The organism is Psychrobacter sp. I-STPA6b (assembly GCF_020662265.1).
Taxonomy (GTDB): Bacteria; Pseudomonadota; Gammaproteobacteria; order Pseudomonadales; family Moraxellaceae; genus Psychrobacter.
This window is the reverse complement of record NZ_VEWM01000010.1, coordinates 84,022-102,593: the sequence shown is the minus strand read 5'-3', so window position 1 is coordinate 102,593 and position 18,572 is coordinate 84,022. Positions and strand designations below refer to the sequence as shown.

At 41.7% G+C, this 18,572-nt stretch carries 20 protein-coding genes; 3 read left to right on the top strand and 17 right to left on the bottom strand.

What is annotated here, in order from left to right; translation table 11 throughout:
• Nucleotides 1–150: 150 nt before the first annotated feature.
• From FHK88_RS00715 to FHK88_RS00670, 10 genes are all read right to left on the bottom strand, one after another.
• Nucleotides 151–2,304, bottom strand: a complete 2,154-nt coding sequence (locus tag FHK88_RS00715) for a DUF3987 domain-containing protein (protein WP_227428864.1) — start codon at nt 2,302–2,304, stop codon at nt 151–153.
• Between the two features lie 116 nt (nt 2,305–2,420).
• Nucleotides 2,421–3,029: a hypothetical protein gene (locus FHK88_RS00710; protein WP_227428863.1), complete on the bottom strand. Its 609-nt coding sequence runs from the start codon at nt 3,027–3,029 to the stop codon at nt 2,421–2,423.
• Nucleotides 3,022–4,071 (bottom strand): hypothetical protein, encoded by a 1,050-nt coding sequence (locus FHK88_RS00705; RefSeq protein WP_227428862.1) that lies wholly within the window; start codon nt 4,069–4,071, stop codon nt 3,022–3,024. Before FHK88_RS00705 ends, FHK88_RS00710 begins: the two co-directional genes overlap by 8 nt.
• Nucleotides 4,064–4,477, bottom strand: a complete 414-nt coding sequence (locus tag FHK88_RS00700) for a hypothetical protein (RefSeq protein WP_227428861.1) — start codon at nt 4,475–4,477, stop codon at nt 4,064–4,066. The genes FHK88_RS00705 and FHK88_RS00700 overlap by 8 nt, the downstream gene beginning before the upstream one ends.
• The gene (locus tag FHK88_RS00695) at nt 4,470–4,997 is read right to left on the bottom strand and encodes a KilA-N domain-containing protein (RefSeq protein ID WP_227428860.1); all 528 of its coding nucleotides are present in this window, start codon (nt 4,995–4,997) and stop codon (nt 4,470–4,472) included. The genes FHK88_RS00700 and FHK88_RS00695 overlap by 8 nt, the downstream gene beginning before the upstream one ends.
• A 2-nt stretch (nt 4,998–4,999) precedes the next feature.
• Complete coding sequence (locus FHK88_RS00690) at nt 5,000–5,314, bottom strand: helix-turn-helix domain-containing protein (protein ID WP_227428859.1); 315 nt, start codon at nt 5,312–5,314, stop codon at nt 5,000–5,002.
• 1 nt (nt 5,315) lies between these two features.
• Entirely contained in the window at nt 5,316–5,546 is a 231-nt protein-coding gene (locus FHK88_RS00685) for a helix-turn-helix transcriptional regulator (protein WP_227428858.1), read from the bottom strand.
• 143 nt (nt 5,547–5,689) lie between these two features.
• Entirely contained in the window at nt 5,690–6,580 is an 891-nt protein-coding gene (locus FHK88_RS00680; protein ID WP_227428857.1) for a hypothetical protein, read from the bottom strand.
• Nucleotides 6,581–6,702: 122 nt separating this feature from the next.
• Nucleotides 6,703–8,067, bottom strand: a complete 1,365-nt coding sequence (locus FHK88_RS00675) for a tyrosine-type recombinase/integrase (protein WP_227428856.1) — start codon at nt 8,065–8,067, stop codon at nt 6,703–6,705.
• 268 nt (nt 8,068–8,335) lie between these two features.
• Nucleotides 8,336–8,695: a hypothetical protein gene (locus FHK88_RS00670; RefSeq protein WP_227428855.1), complete on the bottom strand. Its 360-nt coding sequence runs from the start codon at nt 8,693–8,695 to the stop codon at nt 8,336–8,338.
• Nucleotides 8,696–8,877: 182 nt separating this feature from the next.
• Here FHK88_RS00670 and FHK88_RS00665 point away from each other — a divergent pair, with 182 nt between their 5' ends.
• Both FHK88_RS00665 and FHK88_RS00660 read left to right on the top strand, forming a co-directional pair.
• The gene (locus FHK88_RS00665; protein ID WP_227429184.1) at nt 8,878–9,555 is read left to right on the top strand and encodes a phosphoglycolate phosphatase; all 678 of its coding nucleotides are present in this window, start codon (nt 8,878–8,880) and stop codon (nt 9,553–9,555) included.
• A gap of 99 nt (nt 9,556–9,654) precedes the next feature.
• The gene (locus tag FHK88_RS00660) at nt 9,655–10,374 is read left to right on the top strand and encodes a YceI family protein (RefSeq protein ID WP_264480569.1); all 720 of its coding nucleotides are present in this window, start codon (nt 9,655–9,657) and stop codon (nt 10,372–10,374) included.
• A gap of 435 nt (nt 10,375–10,809) precedes the next feature.
• Here FHK88_RS00660 and FHK88_RS00655 read toward each other — a convergent pair whose 3' ends face one another.
• The 7 genes from FHK88_RS00655 to FHK88_RS00620 all read right to left on the bottom strand — a co-directional run bounded on the left by FHK88_RS00655 (nt 10,810) and on the right by FHK88_RS00620 (nt 17,697).
• Nucleotides 10,810–12,456, bottom strand: a complete 1,647-nt coding sequence (locus FHK88_RS00655) for an amidohydrolase (protein WP_227428854.1) — start codon at nt 12,454–12,456, stop codon at nt 10,810–10,812.
• Between the two features lie 262 nt (nt 12,457–12,718).
• Nucleotides 12,719–13,084: a CZB domain-containing protein gene (locus FHK88_RS00650; protein ID WP_227428853.1), complete on the bottom strand. Its 366-nt coding sequence runs from the start codon at nt 13,082–13,084 to the stop codon at nt 12,719–12,721.
• A 311-nt stretch (nt 13,085–13,395) separates the two neighbouring features.
• Nucleotides 13,396–14,946, bottom strand: coding sequence for a YifB family Mg chelatase-like AAA ATPase (locus tag FHK88_RS00645; protein WP_227428852.1), 1,551 nt, complete (start codon nt 14,944–14,946; stop codon nt 13,396–13,398).
• Nucleotides 14,947–15,180: 234 nt separating this feature from the next.
• A complete protein-coding gene (locus tag FHK88_RS00640; RefSeq protein WP_227428851.1) occupies nt 15,181–15,552 on the bottom strand; it encodes a barstar family protein in 372 nt (123 codons plus the stop codon).
• Nucleotides 15,553–16,341, bottom strand: a complete 789-nt coding sequence (locus tag FHK88_RS14305; RefSeq protein ID WP_319800140.1) for a ribonuclease domain-containing protein — start codon at nt 16,339–16,341, stop codon at nt 15,553–15,555.
• 128 nt (nt 16,342–16,469) lie between these two features.
• A complete protein-coding gene (locus tag FHK88_RS00625) occupies nt 16,470–17,159 on the bottom strand; it encodes a nitroreductase (protein WP_227428850.1) in 690 nt (229 codons plus the stop codon).
• A gap of 124 nt (nt 17,160–17,283) precedes the next feature.
• Complete coding sequence (locus FHK88_RS00620; protein ID WP_227428849.1) at nt 17,284–17,697, bottom strand: Ohr family peroxiredoxin; 414 nt, start codon at nt 17,695–17,697, stop codon at nt 17,284–17,286.
• A gap of 214 nt (nt 17,698–17,911) precedes the next feature.
• Here FHK88_RS00620 and FHK88_RS00615 point away from each other — a divergent pair, with 214 nt between their 5' ends.
• On the top strand, nt 17,912–18,547 hold the full coding sequence (locus FHK88_RS00615) for a glutathione S-transferase family protein (RefSeq protein ID WP_227428848.1): 636 nt from the start codon (nt 17,912–17,914) through the stop codon (nt 18,545–18,547).
• Nucleotides 18,548–18,572: the final 25 nt, after the last annotated feature.

Genomic DNA, 18,572 nt, shown 5'->3' with positions numbered 1-18,572 from the left:
TTGTGCCTAAATAGAACCTGTTTAGGACGGTATTTAGGCATTTAGGCACGACGTAGGCAAGGGGTATTCATAAGCAAAACCCCCACACCATAAGGCATAGGGGTGATTTAGGCAGTTTAGGCACATTTTTCTAAGGGCATATAGTAGCTATTACATTAATAGTTTAGGATTAATATAAATTACTTTCTTTTTACCCTCTGTTTCCTGTTTGATATGTCCTGCACTCTCTAACATATCAAGTTCATTTTGTAGTAGCTTATTATTTTTACGCATGGGCTTGGGTGAACCGTTATAGATATAACTACGATTAAGCATAGGGGGATTTTTACTTTTAGCTTTATCCACCAGCCAGCAACTTAACTTCTCACTATCGTTTTGCTCACCAGTAGGGGTTGCATCAAGATAGCGTAACCGTTCAGATGTTGAGTATTCCACTAGCTCAAAGGCTCGGTTAATATCATCTGCAGTAATCACCTTGCGGTCATCAAAGAAAGCCATCAATGAGGCAATACGGCTGGCATTCTCTGCCATACGGCTGGCATAGGCTTTGAGATATTCCAATACCTGCCCTTTAGCTTGGCGGTTCTCTATGGCTTGCATACGCTCATAAAATGCCTGCTCTGCCTGTCTATCTGCCCATCTAACAGTCAGGCGGTTAGGCTGTCCTTGCGGTGTTTCAGGTACATTGCTGGGCAGTGGGTCAAGTAAGATATGACAGCGTTGCCAATAAGCAATCAATACAGGGTCACTGTATGGGTCTATCTGCCTGCGATGGTCATCATTCCATACACGCTTACCTTGCAAACTCTCAGGACAAGCAATCAAAGCCCTTGCTAAAAAGCCTTGCTGGTTCATCATCTCATCAGTAAGGGCTTGTTCTAATATCACCCTTTGTCCCATTAACATAAGAGTCATACGCACGTCATAAGCATGAGTACGGGCATTGGCAAAAGCATTCTTTTGTGAGCGTACACGACTAACTTGCCCATCACTCCATAGCTTGGTTAATGCAGATAGGGCATTACCTGCAGTATCACCTTTCATGGTGTGACCATTAAAGAATTGCCCTGCCTCATCAGTTGACCATGAGCCGTTATTCATATCACCATTGATAAACTTATCTAGTATCGGTTCGATAGTAGCGTCATCAAACAAGGTAATAGGGTTTTGTGGCTTGGGTTCATTGGCTAGAAAGTCTTTAAGCTCACTACCTTTAAGGGTAGTTTTTTGGCTTTCCCACTCGTCCAGTAATAATAAATAACTCTCATATTGCTGGCGTTCATGTTCTTTGATTTTAAAGTGAGATAGCCCCATAGCTTGTGACTTACCGCTACCACTCTCACCCTCAGTAATCAGTATTAGACTGGCAGGCATACTCTTATGACCAAAGGGGGCGTTAATAAAGCGTTGCCCAATATGAGCAATAGCACCTAGTACACACTGACCAGCCATAGCCAATGGTGTTTGAGTGTGGTAGGCAATACGCTCTATGGTCTGTTTAAGTAACCCTTGCCATGCGTCAATGGGGTAGGGTGTTGGCTTGCTGGGGTCGTTGGCCAGTGGCTCAGGTTCGCCCCATATGTCCAGCATTAAGTCATGAGTGATGGTATCAGGGTCACTTAATATCTCATCAAGGCTTTGCCCATTGTCAAAGGATAGTAACAAGTCAAACACCGTTACAATGGCTTTGGCATTCACGCCAGCCAATGGCTGGCATACTTTGTCTTTATCAACAATGGTGGTGGCAATGGTGACAGTCTGCACCTCACTAAAGTGCCTGACCATATCATTAAACTGATAGGCATTTATGCTCACTAAAACGCTGATATTAAGCCCTTGAGATACCGTTAGATGAGTGTATAGCTTAATAGCATCTGCTAAGTTATCTACAGCCCACCAGTCACTATCTTGGCTCATATCACCGATAACAAACGCACACGGTGGAGCTGTATCAGTAATAAATGGCTTGTTATGACTATTAGGGGCATAGCTAGCAATACTGACAGGCTGATCTTGATTATTTACTAACACTAAGCCAATAGTATTGGCAGTATTTTGGGCTATCTCGCCTGCCAATTCACCACTGGTTATGCTAATATCTCTATCAAGATATAGCAGTGTTTTATCTAGCTGTAATGGCTTGTCTAGCTCATGCTGTAGGTCATACAGATTAGTTAAGACGCTATCATCTGCCAGTGCTTGCCGTGTCGCTGGTGCAAAGTCTGCTAAGATATTTACTAAGCCTCCACTATTGCTAGTGGGGGCTTTTTGTTGTGTACATGATTTATCTAATATGGCGGTCATCTAATCCCCCTTGCCTTACCTTTTGGCTGGCGTGTCTGTTGACGCTTTTTATAGTAGCTTTTGCGTTTGGCTTGTCGTCTGCTTTGTTTTGGTGGTGGAAAGTGGCGTGTCATGTATTAACCCTCCACCTTGCCAAACTCTGTTCGCTCGAGGGGCTTATTAAGTTTGTTAAGCAAGCCATTCATAATGCTATGCCATCTATCAGTAGTATCATGAACAAGTCTGGCCATTGCTTTAATCTGACTAATGCTTAACTTATCGTTATAGATTAACCATAGAAACTGTCCAATGTCGTGCATGACCTCGCCAGCCCCTAATACATCACAAGCGGTATCAGAAAACTCACACGCACTAATGATAATTACTTCTTTGTCGTCACTATCTGTTAAATCAATGACTTTTCTAGTAGGTTGGGGAGTGGTCATTTTGACCATGCCATCACTGCTAACCTGTTGACCAAACAAGGTGGCAATGGCTTGGCGATTGGCTGGCGTGTTGTGGAATAGCTCAGGCAGTCTGTCATCTGAGTAGTGTTTACCGTCAGGGTTAAAGCTACGATATGAGCCGTTATGCTCAATATATAAACGGTCATCAATAGGTAGTGTTAACAGGGTATAAAGCTCATTGCCTAGTATTGGGCATAAGACTTTATCACCCGCTTTAAAGATGGTTTGATTGGGGATTGATGGGGTATTTGTTGAGGTATTACGGTTTGAATTAGGCATGATATTGCCCTCCTTGTAATTTAGTTAGTAAGTCGTCACCACATAGAGGGTGACGGGTCTCAACTACCGTTACAAGACGGCTGAGCTTATTCCCCGAAGGTCTTTTATTAGGCTCTATCAACCCGTCATAGCTGGTTGCAAACTTCTGCTTGCTCAAGATATGACTTGCCCATAGTTTGGGCGTATTTGTGCCTGTGGTGTTTTGTGGGTAGTAACCACAAATGCTAGGCACAAAAATAGCCAATGAATGACGGCTTGGCTTAACCGCTTGTAATGTAGTAGGGTCATTATGCCTAGATATTGGCTTGGTTGGCAAGTAGTTTTGATTAGAATTGATTGATATAGGGTGATGGGGCTTGCTCTCAGGCTCACTAGACACCTGCCAGCCTATTCCCTTTACAGGTGTTTTATTTGGCTGTGCCACCCCATCATAGGTGGTTAATGGTATAGGGTGACGGGGTTCACTCTCGGCTCTAACAGAAACCGCCCCGCATATTCGCCATAAGGCTCTTTTATTTTGCGATGTCACCCCGTCATAGCTAGTTGCCATTGTTGGCATGATATGACGGTTTACCCCTATGACTTGGGGGTGTGAGTTTGTGCTAATGGTTTGCTTTGCTTGAGAGGCTAGGCAAATATCAAACACAAAAAAAGCCAAAGGGTAACGGCTGGCTTGTCCGCTACTGATTTTTAAGAGAACTCCATCATACCGATTATCTTTGGCAGTTGGCAAGTGGTTTTCACGTTTACGATTAAATATGGCGTTTTCAATCGCAACAAATCGCAAAATATTACTATTTAAAGCTGGATAACCCTTCCCCAAAAGACGGGAGGGGTCTATGTGTTTAACGTCCTCAATTTGATGGTGTATCTCACCCAGTGGGTGAAGGCTCATTGAACGGTCGTTAATATCCTGTTCAACGTCCGTTATAACAGCGTTACCCTGTTCGTTACCTCTTGCATGATTGGGCTGGCATGATGGTACTGCTATCACAAACACCAATAGCAAGGCAGTGGCAATGTTTTCATATTGGCTATTCATCGTTAACTACCTCGCTTAAGCTATCAGCAATGTCTAATATCTGCATAGATATATCGTTTATCTGATTGGCTAGGGTGTTAATTTCTTTACGCCCCATTGGTTTGAAGTCTGCCAGCTCAGCACGGTTATAAAATAACTGTGATGCGGTATTAAGTGCCTTAGCATTGGCGGTTATAGTGAGTAGTAATTGTTCGATGTACTCATAGGGCAAACACACGCCTATATCATGGCTTTTGCTGTCATGGGGTATCGTATTATTTACGCCACCCTTCCTCACAGTTGAGGAAGGCTCACAAAGTGGGGAATAGTTCCCGTTACACTGAAATTTATTACTGTTGTTTTGCTGTCTATTTACCCCGTATTGCGGTTTTAAAGATTGGTTGGAGTGATTGTATTGATTAGTCATGACAACCCCCTGTAGGCTCAAATTCTGCCCCAAAAGTTAGGCATGGTTGCATTTGTCGTAATAGATTATCCCTTGCCTTTATCATCTGCGGTTTGATTTGTTTACCACCCACACATAGCACCCTGCCAGCAATACTTAGCTTTTCTTCTAGTAGTGTAATCTCATGGCAAAGGGCATTTACTTGCTGGGTGTAGCTATTGCCAGTGACGATATGATGAAAGGTGCGTATGACTTGCAGATAAAAGGCGGGATTAATCCACATAGCATAGGCATAAACGAGGTCAAGGCAAACATAAGTACCTTGTGGTTTACCTTTACCTATAACCACTTTTTTATAAGGTGTGGGAATTTTACTTAGCTTAAATTCTCTTTCTAGCTCATCAGTTAGGGCTACGCCTGTTTCACTTCTAAAAAATTCAGTCGGTCGGTGTTTATTACGTCCACCACTCGCCTTGTGCAAGTCATTTAATGAATATAAGCCGTCCAACATGCGAATAGTGTTATCTAATATCGTTAACATGATTAAGCCCCCTGTAATTCATTGTTGGGGCATTCTTCAAGCACACCTTGAGCATTGCTTGTGCATACGCCTTGCATTGCTTGTGCATTGCTATGAGCTAACCAGTAAAGACTAAAGCGTTTACCGTCTTTAATAACTATCTCGCTATCAATAGGCATGCCTGCATTGCGTAGGTCATGTATGCGTTGGGCTAAGCAGGTGATTTGATATAGCTGGTATGCTTGCCATGTTGATATAGATTGACCGCTTAATAGATGGGCTTTAATGATTGCTGTTTGTGTTTGTTTGGGGGTAAGGGGTTGCCGTGTAGTAGTCATACTATGCCCCCTCTGCTTGATTACTGGCAGGCTGGTGACGCTCTAACCACTCCAGAATATCTGCATTTCTAAACAGTAAAATGCCGTTAATATTGGTTGGCTTGGGGAACTTGCCAGCTTTCCACCACCGCCTCAGTGTTTGATGGTGAATGCCTAAAATATCAGCAGTAGGCTTAATGCGTGTCTGACCTTGCGGGTGTAATTCGGTGGGGTTGTCTGATAGGTGTAACATATTACTAACTCCTGTATTGATGGGTTATCAGGTGTTAGCAATGGTAGGGGGTTGAGTGCTAGGTCAGGTAAGTAAGGTAAGGTAAAAAAATACCTTAGGTTAGTTACCTAAGGTATAAATAAATCAATAACTTACAGATAAATCTATTTATCATTTTCTTTACTGCGTTTTGCACCAAAATCTTTTAATGGTGTGCTTATTTCTCTAATGCGGTTAGTTGAACTAATGGCATTATCATCATAATTTGTATTTTTCTTAATCCATTGATTGGCTTTGTTGGTATGTGAATCTTCTTTTATTTCACCATTAGCATATAGGTCTAGCCATAGGTTAATAGCGTGTTTAAGGTCTGGGGCATGATGTTCAAAAGTATCATCAAAAATAATATCAAGTTTATTAGGCTGGCTTGACTGGGCTTGTTCTAGTTGTTTAAGGTCAGCTATTTGTGCTTGTTGTTGTGCTATAGTAGTTTTTGCTATTTCTAATGATTCCATTAGGTTATCTATAGTTAATTGTTCATCACTAGGTTTTTGGGATTTAAATATTTCGGTTACTTGATGAGTAGGGAATAGAAGTTCATTAAAAGAAATTTCCCAAGTATTATTTTCTGGAAATCTTAATAGGTAATTATAGATACCTTCGTATTCTCTCATATATTTATTAATAACAGGGGGCTTTGTTCCATAAGTGCGATATATTTCTACCTGCATGTAGTCAGTAAGCCAAAGGTTATCAATATTATCCTCAGTTTCAATCGCATATAAGTAAAAATCCACTATGTCTTCGCTAGAAAAATAGAAATAACCTTTTAAATTACAACAGTGGTCTATTTTTGCAATCCTTACCTCATCATACATAAAACCAGGATTTTCATAAATCACATCAAAGTTACCATTGTAGAAAATTACAGGAGTTAGCCTTTTACTATCAAATAGCTCCAATAATAAATTAGTAGTTTTAGGGTCATTCCAGTGATAGTTTTTACTTTCTAGCTCAGCTATGAACTCATCAATATTTAGAAATTCTTTACTCACAATTCACACCTTTACACACCCTTAGTCAAATATAGGTGCAAGGCGGTGGCAGTCTAAAGGTGTGATAAATACTGCCGTTCGGGTAATTAATCCTAGCCTTGCATGGTCGTTATAGCAGAGGCTTAACCCTGCTTTTTTTCTGCCTGCTTAAAGCTGGTATGAATGACGTTATCAATCTTGCCAGCCTTCAGGTCATCTAAGTAGTTTGCCCATTTGCTCATCATCTCGGTACGCTTTGCGATTGCCTCCATACGGTTATAGGTGTTTCCGTATTGATCAGGAACTTGTCGTCCACTTTGTAGCTCAGTCAATAGGTGGTTATAGCCTAGTCGTTCCATCAATAAGGTTTTGGCACTGGCACGAAAGCCATGCGGGCTGTGTACATCTTTATAGCCTTGTCCGCAATAATCTTTACCGATACCTGCTTTATTCATATCAGGGTTGTTTAAGGTGGCATTAATGCGGGTAGGGTCTAGATAGTGAGCCTTTTTGCGTCTAGCATTGTAGAACACATAGTCATGCCCACCTGTTATAGCTTGCATATGCTGTAATATATCAATGGTCTGCGGTGCTAGGGGTATGACTAGGCAGTCCACCATATCTTCACGTCCCTGCCCTTTCATTGGCTCAAATACCCACTGCTTAGCCTGCCAGTCAATATCACACCACCGCATAGAACACACATCACCAATACGGGCAAAGGTTAATGCCAATAACTGCAATACCTCTTTGTTATAGCTATTGGGCTGATTTAGCTGGTCAATCTCTTTTAATAGCTCGGCAAACTCAGCTGGCGTGGTTAATGCTGGGTGATGGTTGGTTTTAGTAGGCTTTAATACTTTTGCACCAGTGAGCTGTAATACTGGGTTAACCTCTACTAAGCCATTCGCCACAGCATGGGCAAATATTCGGCTGGCAAGCCCCTTAACCCTATTGCCTTTATGCACATGGGTTTTTTGAATCTCACGGCACACAGCTAGCACTTGTTGGGTTGTCACTTCACTAATAGGATAATTACCAAAGGCATTGTTCAATGGCTCAAGGAAACCCTGCCAGTTATCTATGGTCTTTTGGCTAGGGGTATGCTCAGGGTTACTGGTCTGTTCAGCTAACCAGTCTTTAGCAACTGCCTTAAAGGTATGAGTAATGGCTGTAGCTTGCTCGGTGTGTTGCTTATCTCTATGGGTAATGGGGTCAATATTTTGGGCTAATAGTCTCATATTATTGGTATGGGCTTGGCGTGCTTGCTCAAGAGTAAAGGCGGGGTATAGCCCCAATGTCATATAAGGACGTTTACCAGTGTAAGGGTGAGTATAACGATGGCGAAAATCTGCGGTAGCATCTTTATCACCTTTAGGGCGTATGCGTAGCTCAAGCCCCTTGTAACCTGCTAAGGGGTAAATGGCTTGCTTGCCTGCCTTAATAGTCTGTTTTATCACTCTATCAATTTGGGTTACGGTAGTAATCCCTTTGCTGACTTTTGCCATGATGTTATGCCTTGGATTTTGGTAGCCGTTTTGGTAGCCATTTATACCGCTAATGGTAGCCATTTTGTGATAACACTAGATAACCCATATTATCATCAATCCCTTGCTATTCATAGCTTTGTGATAACATCTGATAACGTCTGATAATGAAAACAAGTCCCCCCGTTTGGGGTTTTTTTATGCCTGTAAATTGTTGATTTATATAGGGTTGGGTTTTTTATATCTATTTTGGTAGCCGTTTGTTCAAGTTTTTAATACCATAACAAAATTACTCTTCCACCCGCTTCCGTAACAACAAATCACACTGCTCATGCCCGTCAAGATTATAAACAGTGGCTCGGTAATCAATGCCATGCCGACCGTCCAAAAACACCACTTTGTCACCAACCACCATATAACAAAATTGGCGGGCATCATAAATATAACCATCAATAATAAATGCCACGTCACGGTCTACCGCAGTGACCGTATGAGTTTCACCTTGTGGGATTAAACGTTCTAATAATCCCGCATGGCTGATATTAGTGATAGTCAATAACAGACAACCACTTAGCGTTGCTATAAGTCGTGCTATCCACCGTTGGTGTATATTGTCTGTATTTATAAATCTGGGGATAGGATAAGGCATAAGTATTCCTTAAAAAAACTTCACACATTGGGGTCAGCGATTTTTGTTACTATTATTAGTAATAACATGATAGTACGCAATCGTACACCAATTTTAAATTAACTAAAAAAGAGAGTTTTATGAGTACGAATATTACCCCTTCTGCTAAGTTAAGCCATCATATCTCCCCTATAACAACGCCGATGGGTGAAAAGTCACTATTGATTTTTGATTTTGACGGGACGTTGATTGATAGCGTACCAGATTTGGCAGAGGCGACAAATATGATGCTCAGCCAATTAGGCAAACCGACCTATCCTGAAAGTGAGGTGAGAAACTGGGTGGGTAATGGCTCACGTAAACTGGTAGAACGGGCGTTAACTGCCAGTAGTCAAGTACCGCCGACTCAGCAACAGATTAGTGATGCTCAAGAAGTATTTTTTGAGGCATATGAGCAAACCAGTGGCACAAAAACCGTGGCGTATGCAGGGGTAGATAAAGGTTTAAAACAATTGCAACAAGCAGGGTATATATTAGCTTTGGTAACCAATAAGCCGATACGCTTTGTGCCTAAGTTGTTGCAAAGTTTTGGTTGGCAGGATTTGTTTGCTGAGGTGTTAGGGGGCGATAGCTTGGCTGAGAAAAAACCTGACCCTGCTCCGCTACACTATGTATGTGGACAGCTTAGGGTCAATCCTAATAAAGCAGTAATGATTGGCGATTCAAAAAACGATATTTTAGCGGGACAAAATGCAGGCATAGATACGCTGGGGCTGTCCTATGGTTATAACTATGGGCAAGATATTCGTGATTTTAATCCAACACAAGCGTTTGATGATTTTGCCAGTTTGGTGGCGTATTTATTGCCTGCTAATGATTAACTGACTGGCTTGTGTTCATTATGCCCAATAAAACCACTTTTAATAAACCAGTTTTTAATAAAGCGATAAATAATCAATTAATTAATAAGGAAAAATACGATGCAAACTCATACGAATCACGCTACAAAGTATTTAGCTAAGTTACTAATAACACTGGCTTTAACTTCGATACTGGCGGGTGCGGGTTGTGCCAGTATTACGCAAGATAGTAGCCGTAGCAGTCAAGCTAACTCTAACCAAGACACTGCCAATAACACTTCTCAGGTCGATATGAGTCAGGTCAGCACTTATGAGATTGACCCTGCTCATGCCAATGTACGTTTTGCTATCGACCATTTTAATACCTCGACCAATACAGGCGGGTTTTATAACCTAACTGGTGAAGTGCAATACGACCCAAAACAGCAGTTTGGCAAAGTTGCTATTACCATTCCGATGACGGATTTGAATACAGGTAATGAGAAGTTTGATGAGCATTTAAAAAGTGAGGATTTTTTTGCGGTTGAGCAGTATCCGACAGCACTTTTTGAGTCAACACAGTGGCATTTTGCTAAAGCTGATGATGGGGATAGCAGTGATGGAAATCTGAAAGTAACGCAGGTTGATGGTAATTTGACGATGCACGGCAACACCCACCCTGTGAGCTTAACGGCGACAAAGTTTAATTGTTATTTTAGCCCTGTGTATAAAAAGTCGGTGTGTGGTGGTGATTTTACTACGACGATTGACCGTACTAACTGGGGCATTGATAAGTATGTGGCAATGGGGATGAGTAAGCAGGTGCGATTGAGCATTCAGGTTGAGGCGATTAAGCAATAGCCTTGAGCAAGCATAGCAAATGCTTAAAACTTGGCTTAGGTGATACTTTTTAGCCTGAGCGAGGAGATAGCAAAGCACTGCTTTGCTCAAGTGCAAGGGAATTGTATTATCGCAAATTGCAGTAGCGGATATCCTGCTTGAACTTGGCTTACGTGGTGCTTTTTAGCCTGAGCGAGGAAATAGCAAAGCACTGCTTTGCCCGAGTGCAAGGGAATTTGCATTGTCGCAAATTGCAGTAGCGGATATCCTGCTCGGGCTTAGCTTACGTGGTGCTTTTTAGCCTTGACTGTAGCGGTATCCTGATAGTCTGGGCGGGTTGCGGTGGCTAGAGTCTGAGATAGTGTCGAGGTAACAGCAATGTATCAGCTTGTGCCACCGCCCCGCCTAGGCTGTCAGATACAAGCAGAAGGCAAGATTAGCTACTTTTGACCGTTATCATTGACAGTTATAAATGGTTTGCCCATTTTTGATGGTTTGCATTACTTTAATGTCTTTGATGCGGTCGGCTGGTACGGTCAGTGGGTTATTGTCTAATATCACCAAGTCAGCAACTTTGCCGACCGTCAATGTGCCTTTGCTGTCTTCTTCGAAGTATTGATATGCGGCGTGCTCGGTGACCGCTTTTAGAGCTTGATACGGGGTGATGCGTTCGTTTGCACCGATGATTTGTCCTGAGCGTGAGGTACGGTTCACTGCTGTCCATACCGATAATAAGGGGTTAACAGGGGTGACGGTGTCGTCTGAATGGTTGGTGTATTTAAAGCCCATGTTGTGTGCGGTTGCCATCGGGCTTAAAGAGTAGGCACGCTCTTTGCCAAGATTTTTGACATGCACGTCACCCCAAAAAAAGGCATGATTGGTAAAAAATGAGGGCTGAATGTTGTATTGTTGCAGTTTTTTGAGTTGGTCAGGGCGGATAAATTGTGCATGAACGGCAATGGTACGGCGGTCTTTGTCTAAAGGTTGGTTTAATTTTTGGCAAGCATATTCATGGGCGATGATAATCATGTCGGTGGCGGCGTCACCGTTATTATGGATAAACAGTTGATTGTCATGCTGATAGGCTTTGTAAAACATGTCGTTTATCTGCTCTTGGGTCAGGCTTGGCATGCCTCGGGCGTGACCGCCACAGCCACAGCTTGGGATATTGCTCAGATAAGGCTTGGTAAAATAGGCAGTTTTGCCTTGTGGTGAACCATCGGCAATGATTTTGCTACCTTGGGTTTTAAAGCCGTTTTGGTAATGTTGCCATTTTAGTTGATTATCCGCCAAATTTTCGTCCAAATCACTGACCCCTGCTAATGCCACAAGGTCGATTTTTAGCTTGCCTGCATCGGCTTGAGCTTGGAAAAAATGTAAGGTATTACGAGGGGTTGAGCCATCTTGAGCGGTGGTGACACCTTGTTTGATGTAATAATCTTGGGTTTGCATAAAAAAATCGCCCTGCTTTGGGGCAAACAGCTCAAGCATGTGACGCATAAAGGGATACATGGCGGTTTCTTGTACCAAGCCGTTTGGCTCTTTACTGTCATCATAATGAGCGATGTTACCGCCTTCGGGATTTGGGGTGTCGGCGGTGATATTCATAAAAGCAAGGGCTTTGGAGTTTGCCACGCCCATGTGTCCGCTGGTATGTTGTAGATATACAGGGTTGTTGGGTAATACGGCGTCAATCTCATCTTTGGTTGGGTGACGTGCTGGGGTCAGCTCGTTGTCATCATAGCCCCAACCAAATATCCACTCGCCATCAGCGATTTGCTGATCAATTTTGTATTGTTTCACCGCCTGCATCATCTCATCAATGGTGCTGATTTGTCCAATTGGTGGGGGACTGAGGTTAACTTGCCCCATGGTATTGGAAACTAAGGCAAAATGGCTGTGTGGGTCGATAAAGGCGGGCAATAGGGTTTGCTGATGTAGGTCAATTAGGGTCGCTTGTGGGTAGGTGGTTTTGGCATCTGCTAATTCACCAACGTAAACGATTTTGTCCGCTTGGGTGACAAGGGCTTGGGCATATTGTGGGCTGTCGCCTTCCATGGTAAGGATATGTCCATTGTGATATAGGGTGGTGGCTGTGGTCATGGCGTTGTCCTTATAATTTAGTATTTATATTTGGTATTTATATTTGGTATTTATATTTGGTACTTATAGTTTAAAATTTATGATAATTTTTTGGGTCAATAAACAATGATATACCTTGATTGTTTATCCATAATCCCCTAAAAATAGAGAAAAAACCCAGTCTTTTATAGGGTTTGTTAAACATTAAAAATGGGTTTAAGTAAAATGTTAACTTAAACCCACTTGTTGTTTGAGAAGAATGAATTTATATCTAAGGTTGAGGTTATGATTGTACTTCTTTACGCAGTTCATGAATCGCCAGCCCGACCTCAGAGCTAGCAGTGGCATACTCTGTTCCTGATTTTAGTAAGTCTGTTGCATGATCATAGTTTTCCATATTAATGTAGCGTGCAACTTCAGATGCTGCTAAATGAAAGCGAGCATGAGCCTTGATACATTCTTGGAAATTTTCTAGGTTGCCATAAGCGGCTTTAGTCTCAGGATCATGTAACCACTTTCCTAATACACATTGATCATCTTTAGCGATTTTTTTATCGTCCAGTTGTGCATGATCAGCAATGGCATCACGTAGTTTGAATTTCCAGTCGGCATGGATTTTTAGAGCATCAGTGAAATTAAAGTTACTCATGTTTATTTTCCTTGTCTATAGTTAATATTATGCAGAGTGGCATCTTAGTTATTAAACTTGTTGTCTTTAATGTTTTAGTAGATGCTTCTGTTGTTAAGTGCCATTTAAGGCTCTTTGATTTTATCATTCATATATCTATTCTACAATAGTACAAAATTTGTCGAATTTGTATGCCATTTCTTTAATGCTGGATATGGTTTTATTATGCTGATTGCTGATTGCTGATTGCTGATTGCTGATTGCTGATTGCTGATTGCTGATTGCTGATTGCTGATTGCTGATTGCTGATTGCTGATTGCTGGGAGTAATTTTTAATTACCACGATAGCTTAATGCCTCGCTAAGATGTGGGATTTCTATCATATCACTGCCGGCAAGGTCGGCAATAGTACGGGCAACTCTGAGCACCCGATGATAACCCCGAGCAGAAAGATTCAGACGAGCTTGGGCAGTTTGTAGTAGCTGTTTTTGTGGCTCACCGAGATTGGCTTGCTCATCAAGCTCACTGGGGGTTAGCTCATTGTTCACTTTATTTTGCCGTTGCATCTGTCTGCTATGAGCTTTTGCTACTCTTTGGCGTACCACTTCGGAGGTTTCGCCTTTTTGCGCATTTTGTAAGTCCGTTAACGGTAGAGCAGGAACGCTGACATGCAGGTCAATGCGGTCAAGCAGTGGTCCTGAGATTTTATCTTGATAACGGGCAATTTGTTCTGGTCGGCAATGGCAACGGTTAGATAAGTCGCCATGATAGCCACAGGGACAAGGGTTCATGGCGGCAATAAGCTGAAAATTAGCAGGGAAGGTTATTTGTGAATTGGCTCGACTAATAGTGATTTGCTTAGATTCCAGTGGCTGACGTAAAACCTCCAAAACTTTGCGGTCAAACTCTGGCATCTCATCAATAAAAAGAACCCCTTTGTCGGCAAGGGTAATCTCACCGGGTTTGGGGCGTGAACCCCCACCCACCAATGCCACTGCTGAAATGGTATGGTGAATTTCACGAAAAGGGCGTGTGCCGTATTGATATTCTGTGTCTGCCACCGAATAAGTGCTGGCAACCTCTAACGCCTCTTCATCGCTCAGCTCAGGCAAGATGGTCGGTAGGCGTGACGCCATCAGCGTTTTACCTGACCCCGGAGGTCCAATAAACAATAGCGAATGTCCACCTGCTGCCGCAATCTCTAACGCCCGTCTGGCATGATGTTGCCCTTTAACATCGGCAAGGTCAATTTTATAATGAACTTGCGTATGGATGCTACTGGGCTGTTCAATCTCAATCTTATCATTTTGGTTTGGTTGCTGACCACTCACCACCGCCAAATGACGGCATACCTCGGTTAGATTATTTGCCCCTAAAACCTCGACCCCTGCCACTCGTGCTGCCTCTGCTGCATTGGCTTTTGGAACGATAAGCTGACGTTGTTTACTTTTATTTTGTAAACCTTGACTTTGTGTGCCTTGATTTTGGTGAGTTTTTATAGCTCGAGCAACCGCCAAACTGCCTGTAATCTGGCGTAGGTCACCATTTAATGCCAACTCGCCAATAAACTCAAAATTTTCCAAAATATCTGCATCAATCTGCCCACTGGCTGCCAAAATTCCCATCGCTATTGGCAAATCTAGCCTTGCCCCTTCTTTGGGTAAATCGGCAGGGGCAAGGTTGATGGTCAGACGGCGGTTGGGAAATTGAAAGTTTGAGTTGATAATCGCTGAGCGTACCCTATCTTTACTTTCACGTACCGCTGCCTCTGGTAAGCCAACAATGGTTAAAGCAGGCAATCCTTGTGATAAATGTACTTCGACCATCACGGCTGGGGCATGTAGACCAACAACGGAACGGGTATGGACTTGAGCAAATGACATGAGTTACCTTTTATTATGAATAAAAATAATCAATCAAAGACAACTCAAATAACGATGTTCTTTATCAAAAAACTTTATTAGAAACAGTGATGGAATATTTGAGAAAAACCACTTTTACAGCGTTTTATCTTACTTTGACTATAAATAAAAACTTTACTTTAGTTTTCTGTTTTAAGCAAGTGAGGGTTTAGTCATGGTATTGTCAGAACTTTTCATAACCTCTTATCAAAATCATTAATCACCTGCTACGATTACCCAAAGCTGAGGCTTGCCAAAATCCATATAAGCATCTTCAATCAGGTTTTTAAAGGTATTAAAGTCCTCTGTATTTATCCTTTTAACCTCACTAAGATTAAGGACTAAATGCTCAATATTGCTATCGGTTAGGCAGTCCCATGCACTGTCCCAATTATTAGCAAAATAACTGGGAAACTCCCCCGCCTGTGCCAAACTTGCCAGTAAGGTTTGTTTATCAACGACTTCTTTAATAAGTAAATGCGTCGCCTGCTTAGGTAGGGTATTCATGGCATCAGGATTATTTGCATCAATATAAATAATGGCTTGGTTTGATGGACTTTGCATTTCGTTTTGTATCTCGTTTTGCATTTACTGTGCCTCCACATTTAACTTTTTAAAGGTTTCATAATGGTTAACAGTGAGATAATAGACCTCTGGTGGATACCCCCCTGTCACAATACGTCTTGCCCCACGATGCGAAACCCCCGGAGTGGGTACGGTATATTCTTTATAATAACCACGGCTTTTTTGCGGTAGCCTGCCTTCTCGATTATAAAAGGTCGTGCCATCTTTTTCTGGATAGGGAAAAGGTCCACCTTGTTGGATTAGATGGATGGTCTGGTCAACCTGTGGGTCACCAGTAATTGTATTGCTTTGTGTATTAGCGGTAGGCTGTGATGAGGACGATGTATAGGTGTACTGTGTTGTCGTATTAGCTGAATCATTGTCCTGAAAAAACTTGGCTTTTAAATTAGGAAAGGCATAAACAGCAATGGCAAGCAAAATAATTAAGCTAAATACAGTGCTTAATATCCCTTTTTTGGGATTATTTTTTTGGTGTTGGTGTTGGTGTTGGTGTTGGTGTTGGTTTTGATGCTGATTGCGATGCTGTCTGTTCTGCTTTTTCTGCGATGAAGAGTGTCGTTTTGCACCAGAAGTTGACGATGATTGGTTGTTTGGTGTTGCCGTTACTTTGGTGGCTCGCAGTTGGTTTTTATCATTTCTTTGACTATCAAAATAAATTTGTTGTCCTACCTGAGGTGGTTGCGACAATTTCCATTTACTAATGTGAAAAAATACATCTTCACTTTGATTATCCACATCAATAAAGCCATAGCCTTTCTCTGCATTATAATGTTTAACTTTTCCGCTTTGCATAATCACCCAATCCTATATATTTAATGCCATAAGATTATATAGGACTGAGGTATTAAGGGCAGTATTTTTTGCTCTTTCTATAAAGGCTAATTAAGTAGGTTTAGACATAACCAATTATTCATGACCAATCACTCATGAAACGTCACACTCTCGCTGACAGGCACACGTTCCATAAATCGGCTATTCACAGGGGCAGATTCATCAGCATAACCAAACGAGATACCATGAGCCAACTTAAACTCATCAGATACGCCCAAAATCTTACGCACATCGTCAGCAAAAAAGCTTAATATCCCTTGCGGTACACCTGCCAAGCCTCGAGCGGTTAGCGATAATAAAAAGCTCTGGGTATAAATCCCCAAATCCACCGCCGAACGAATACCATCACCAAAAATAGGCATAAACATAAATACTGCATGTGGGGCATCAAAAAAAGTAAAGTTACGGGCAATCTCTGCTTGCCGAGCCTGCGTATCGTCACGCTCAATGCCTTGAGCCTGATAATAGCGTGATGACATATCATGATGACGCTGTTTAAATACCCCAAAATAATCCTCTACACTGGCAGTAAAATCCATCGAATAGGCTTGCTGTTTTGCCTTTTGGAGCATGGTTTGGCTAAGTTTTTTTAGGGTATCACCTGAAACGATATGCACTTGCCAAGGTTGGGTATTGCAGTTTGAGGGCGAGAGTTGGGCATCGGCTAAGATTGCCTCAATGGTGCTATGTTCAACCGTTTTAGGTAGAAATTGACGGCAAGAATAACGCTGTTTTAATAGTTGGGTTAATACCTCACTGGCTGGCGTGTTTTGACTCATAATTTTTCCTTAAATTTCGCCTAACAATCAAAAATTAGTTGGCAATAAAAATAAATAGCCAAAAGTGATTAAAACCTTTGGCTATCTATTAAACATTCACAAAAAACAAAATATAAACTGCGTTTTATTTCACTTCTGAAGTCACACTGATGTCAATATTACCTTTGGTGGCTTTTGAGTAAGGGCAGACTTGGTGTGCTGTTTCTACTGCTTTTTGTACTTCATCAGCTGATAATTCGGTGTTACTGGCGATGACATGAATACGACCTGATAGCCCATAATCTGTATCAGAAAATTTATTGAGTTGAATGGTCACCTGCGTTTCGCTGTCAAATTTGACTTTGCTTTGCTGTTTGACCACGTTTAAGGCACTATCAAAGCAAGAGGCATAACCAATGGCAAACAGTTGCTCTGGGTTGTTGCCATCTTTTTTGCTACCAGGTGGTACAAGGTTAACGGTTAAATCGCTGTCATTTAGTTTGGCAACGCCTTCACGTCCACCAGTTACAGTGGCTTGGGTTTCATATAATATACTCATGGGATTTTCCTTCCTTCAGGTGGTTTTTTATGGTAAAACTTAAGTAAGTTTACCTTGGGTTTATTTACATAATATTAGATGACTGGTCTATTTTTTATGTTGTTTTATTGCTGTGATGGCTTTAGTTTTACTATTTATTATTTAATCACATTTTGACATACTGCTAATTAGCATAACTCATTTTATATAACATTTCAGACAATAGGAACAGTCCATGATACGTTTACACCACCTTAACCAATCTCGCTCATTGCGGATTTTATGGTTATTAGAAGTGCTAAAAAACCAGTATGACATAGATTATGAGGTCATCACTCACCAACGTGACCCTGTCACCCACCTTGCCACTGAATCGCTCAAAGCCATTCACCCATTGGGCAAGTCGCCTGTGATTGAGGTAGAAGGCGAAGTCGTTGCCGAGTCGGGAGCGATTGTGGAGTTTTTGATTGACCGCTATGCTCCAGATTTACGCCCACAAGCTGATAGCATGGAGTATGCCAAATATTTGCAATGGATACATTTTGCTGAAAGCTCACTGATGTTACCGATTTTAATGGAAGTATTTGTGGCTAAAGAAGGCATTCGTGACACGCAGTTTTTATTGCAATATATTGATAAAGAGAAATCCAAAGTCTTGAATTATTTAAATGATAATTTGGCAAATAAAAGCTATCTGGTCGCTGATAAATTAACAGGGGCTGATTTTATGTTGTCTTTTGTGGTGTTAATGCTGAATAAAAAACAAGCGTTGGCAGATTATCCACACATTGCCTACTATGCCAAGCATTTAATGAGCTTGCCAAGTTTGCAACAAGCGATGGCATTAGAAAAGCAGTATGACATGAGCTGAGTAAGTGGCATAAATAGCCATCTTA

Coding starts and splice junctions, on each gene's coding strand:
- FHK88_RS00700 (WP_227428861.1), bottom strand. CDS start 4,477: ATGACTAATCAATACAATCACTCCAACCAATCTTTAAAACCGCAATAC.
- FHK88_RS00675 (WP_227428856.1), bottom strand. CDS start 8,067: ATGGCAAAAGTCAGCAAAGGGATTACTACCGTAACCCAAATTGATAGA.
- FHK88_RS00625 (WP_227428850.1), bottom strand. CDS start 17,159: ATGAGTCAAAACACGCCAGCCAGTGAGGTATTAACCCAACTATTAAAA.
- FHK88_RS00665 (WP_227429184.1), top strand. CDS start 8,878: ATGGGTGAAAAGTCACTATTGATTTTTGATTTTGACGGGACGTTGATT.
- FHK88_RS00715 (WP_227428864.1), bottom strand. CDS start 2,304: ATGACCGCCATATTAGATAAATCATGTACACAACAAAAAGCCCCCACT.
- FHK88_RS00690 (WP_227428859.1), bottom strand. CDS start 5,314: ATGACTACTACACGGCAACCCCTTACCCCCAAACAAACACAAACAGCA.
- FHK88_RS00705 (WP_227428862.1), bottom strand. CDS start 4,071: ATGAATAGCCAATATGAAAACATTGCCACTGCCTTGCTATTGGTGTTT.
- FHK88_RS00655 (WP_227428854.1), bottom strand. CDS start 12,456: ATGACCACAGCCACCACCCTATATCACAATGGACATATCCTTACCATG.
- FHK88_RS00620 (WP_227428849.1), bottom strand. CDS start 17,697: ATGAGTATATTATATGAAACCCAAGCCACTGTAACTGGTGGACGTGAA.
- FHK88_RS00670 (WP_227428855.1), bottom strand. CDS start 8,695: ATGCCTTATCCTATCCCCAGATTTATAAATACAGACAATATACACCAA.
- FHK88_RS00650 (WP_227428853.1), bottom strand. CDS start 13,084: ATGAGTAACTTTAATTTCACTGATGCTCTAAAAATCCATGCCGACTGG.
- FHK88_RS00695 (WP_227428860.1), bottom strand. CDS start 4,997: ATGTTAACGATATTAGATAACACTATTCGCATGTTGGACGGCTTATAT.
- FHK88_RS00685 (WP_227428858.1), bottom strand. CDS start 5,546: ATGTTACACCTATCAGACAACCCCACCGAATTACACCCGCAAGGTCAG.
- FHK88_RS00645 (WP_227428852.1), bottom strand. CDS start 14,946: ATGTCATTTGCTCAAGTCCATACCCGTTCCGTTGTTGGTCTACATGCC.
- FHK88_RS00710 (WP_227428863.1), bottom strand. CDS start 3,029: ATGCCTAATTCAAACCGTAATACCTCAACAAATACCCCATCAATCCCC.
- FHK88_RS14305 (WP_319800140.1), bottom strand. CDS start 16,341: ATGCAAAGCGGAAAAGTTAAACATTATAATGCAGAGAAAGGCTATGGC.
- FHK88_RS00615 (WP_227428848.1), top strand. CDS start 17,912: ATGATACGTTTACACCACCTTAACCAATCTCGCTCATTGCGGATTTTA.
- FHK88_RS00640 (WP_227428851.1), bottom strand. CDS start 15,552: ATGCAAAACGAGATACAAAACGAAATGCAAAGTCCATCAAACCAAGCC.
- FHK88_RS00660 (WP_264480569.1), top strand. CDS start 9,655: ATGCAAACTCATACGAATCACGCTACAAAGTATTTAGCTAAGTTACTA.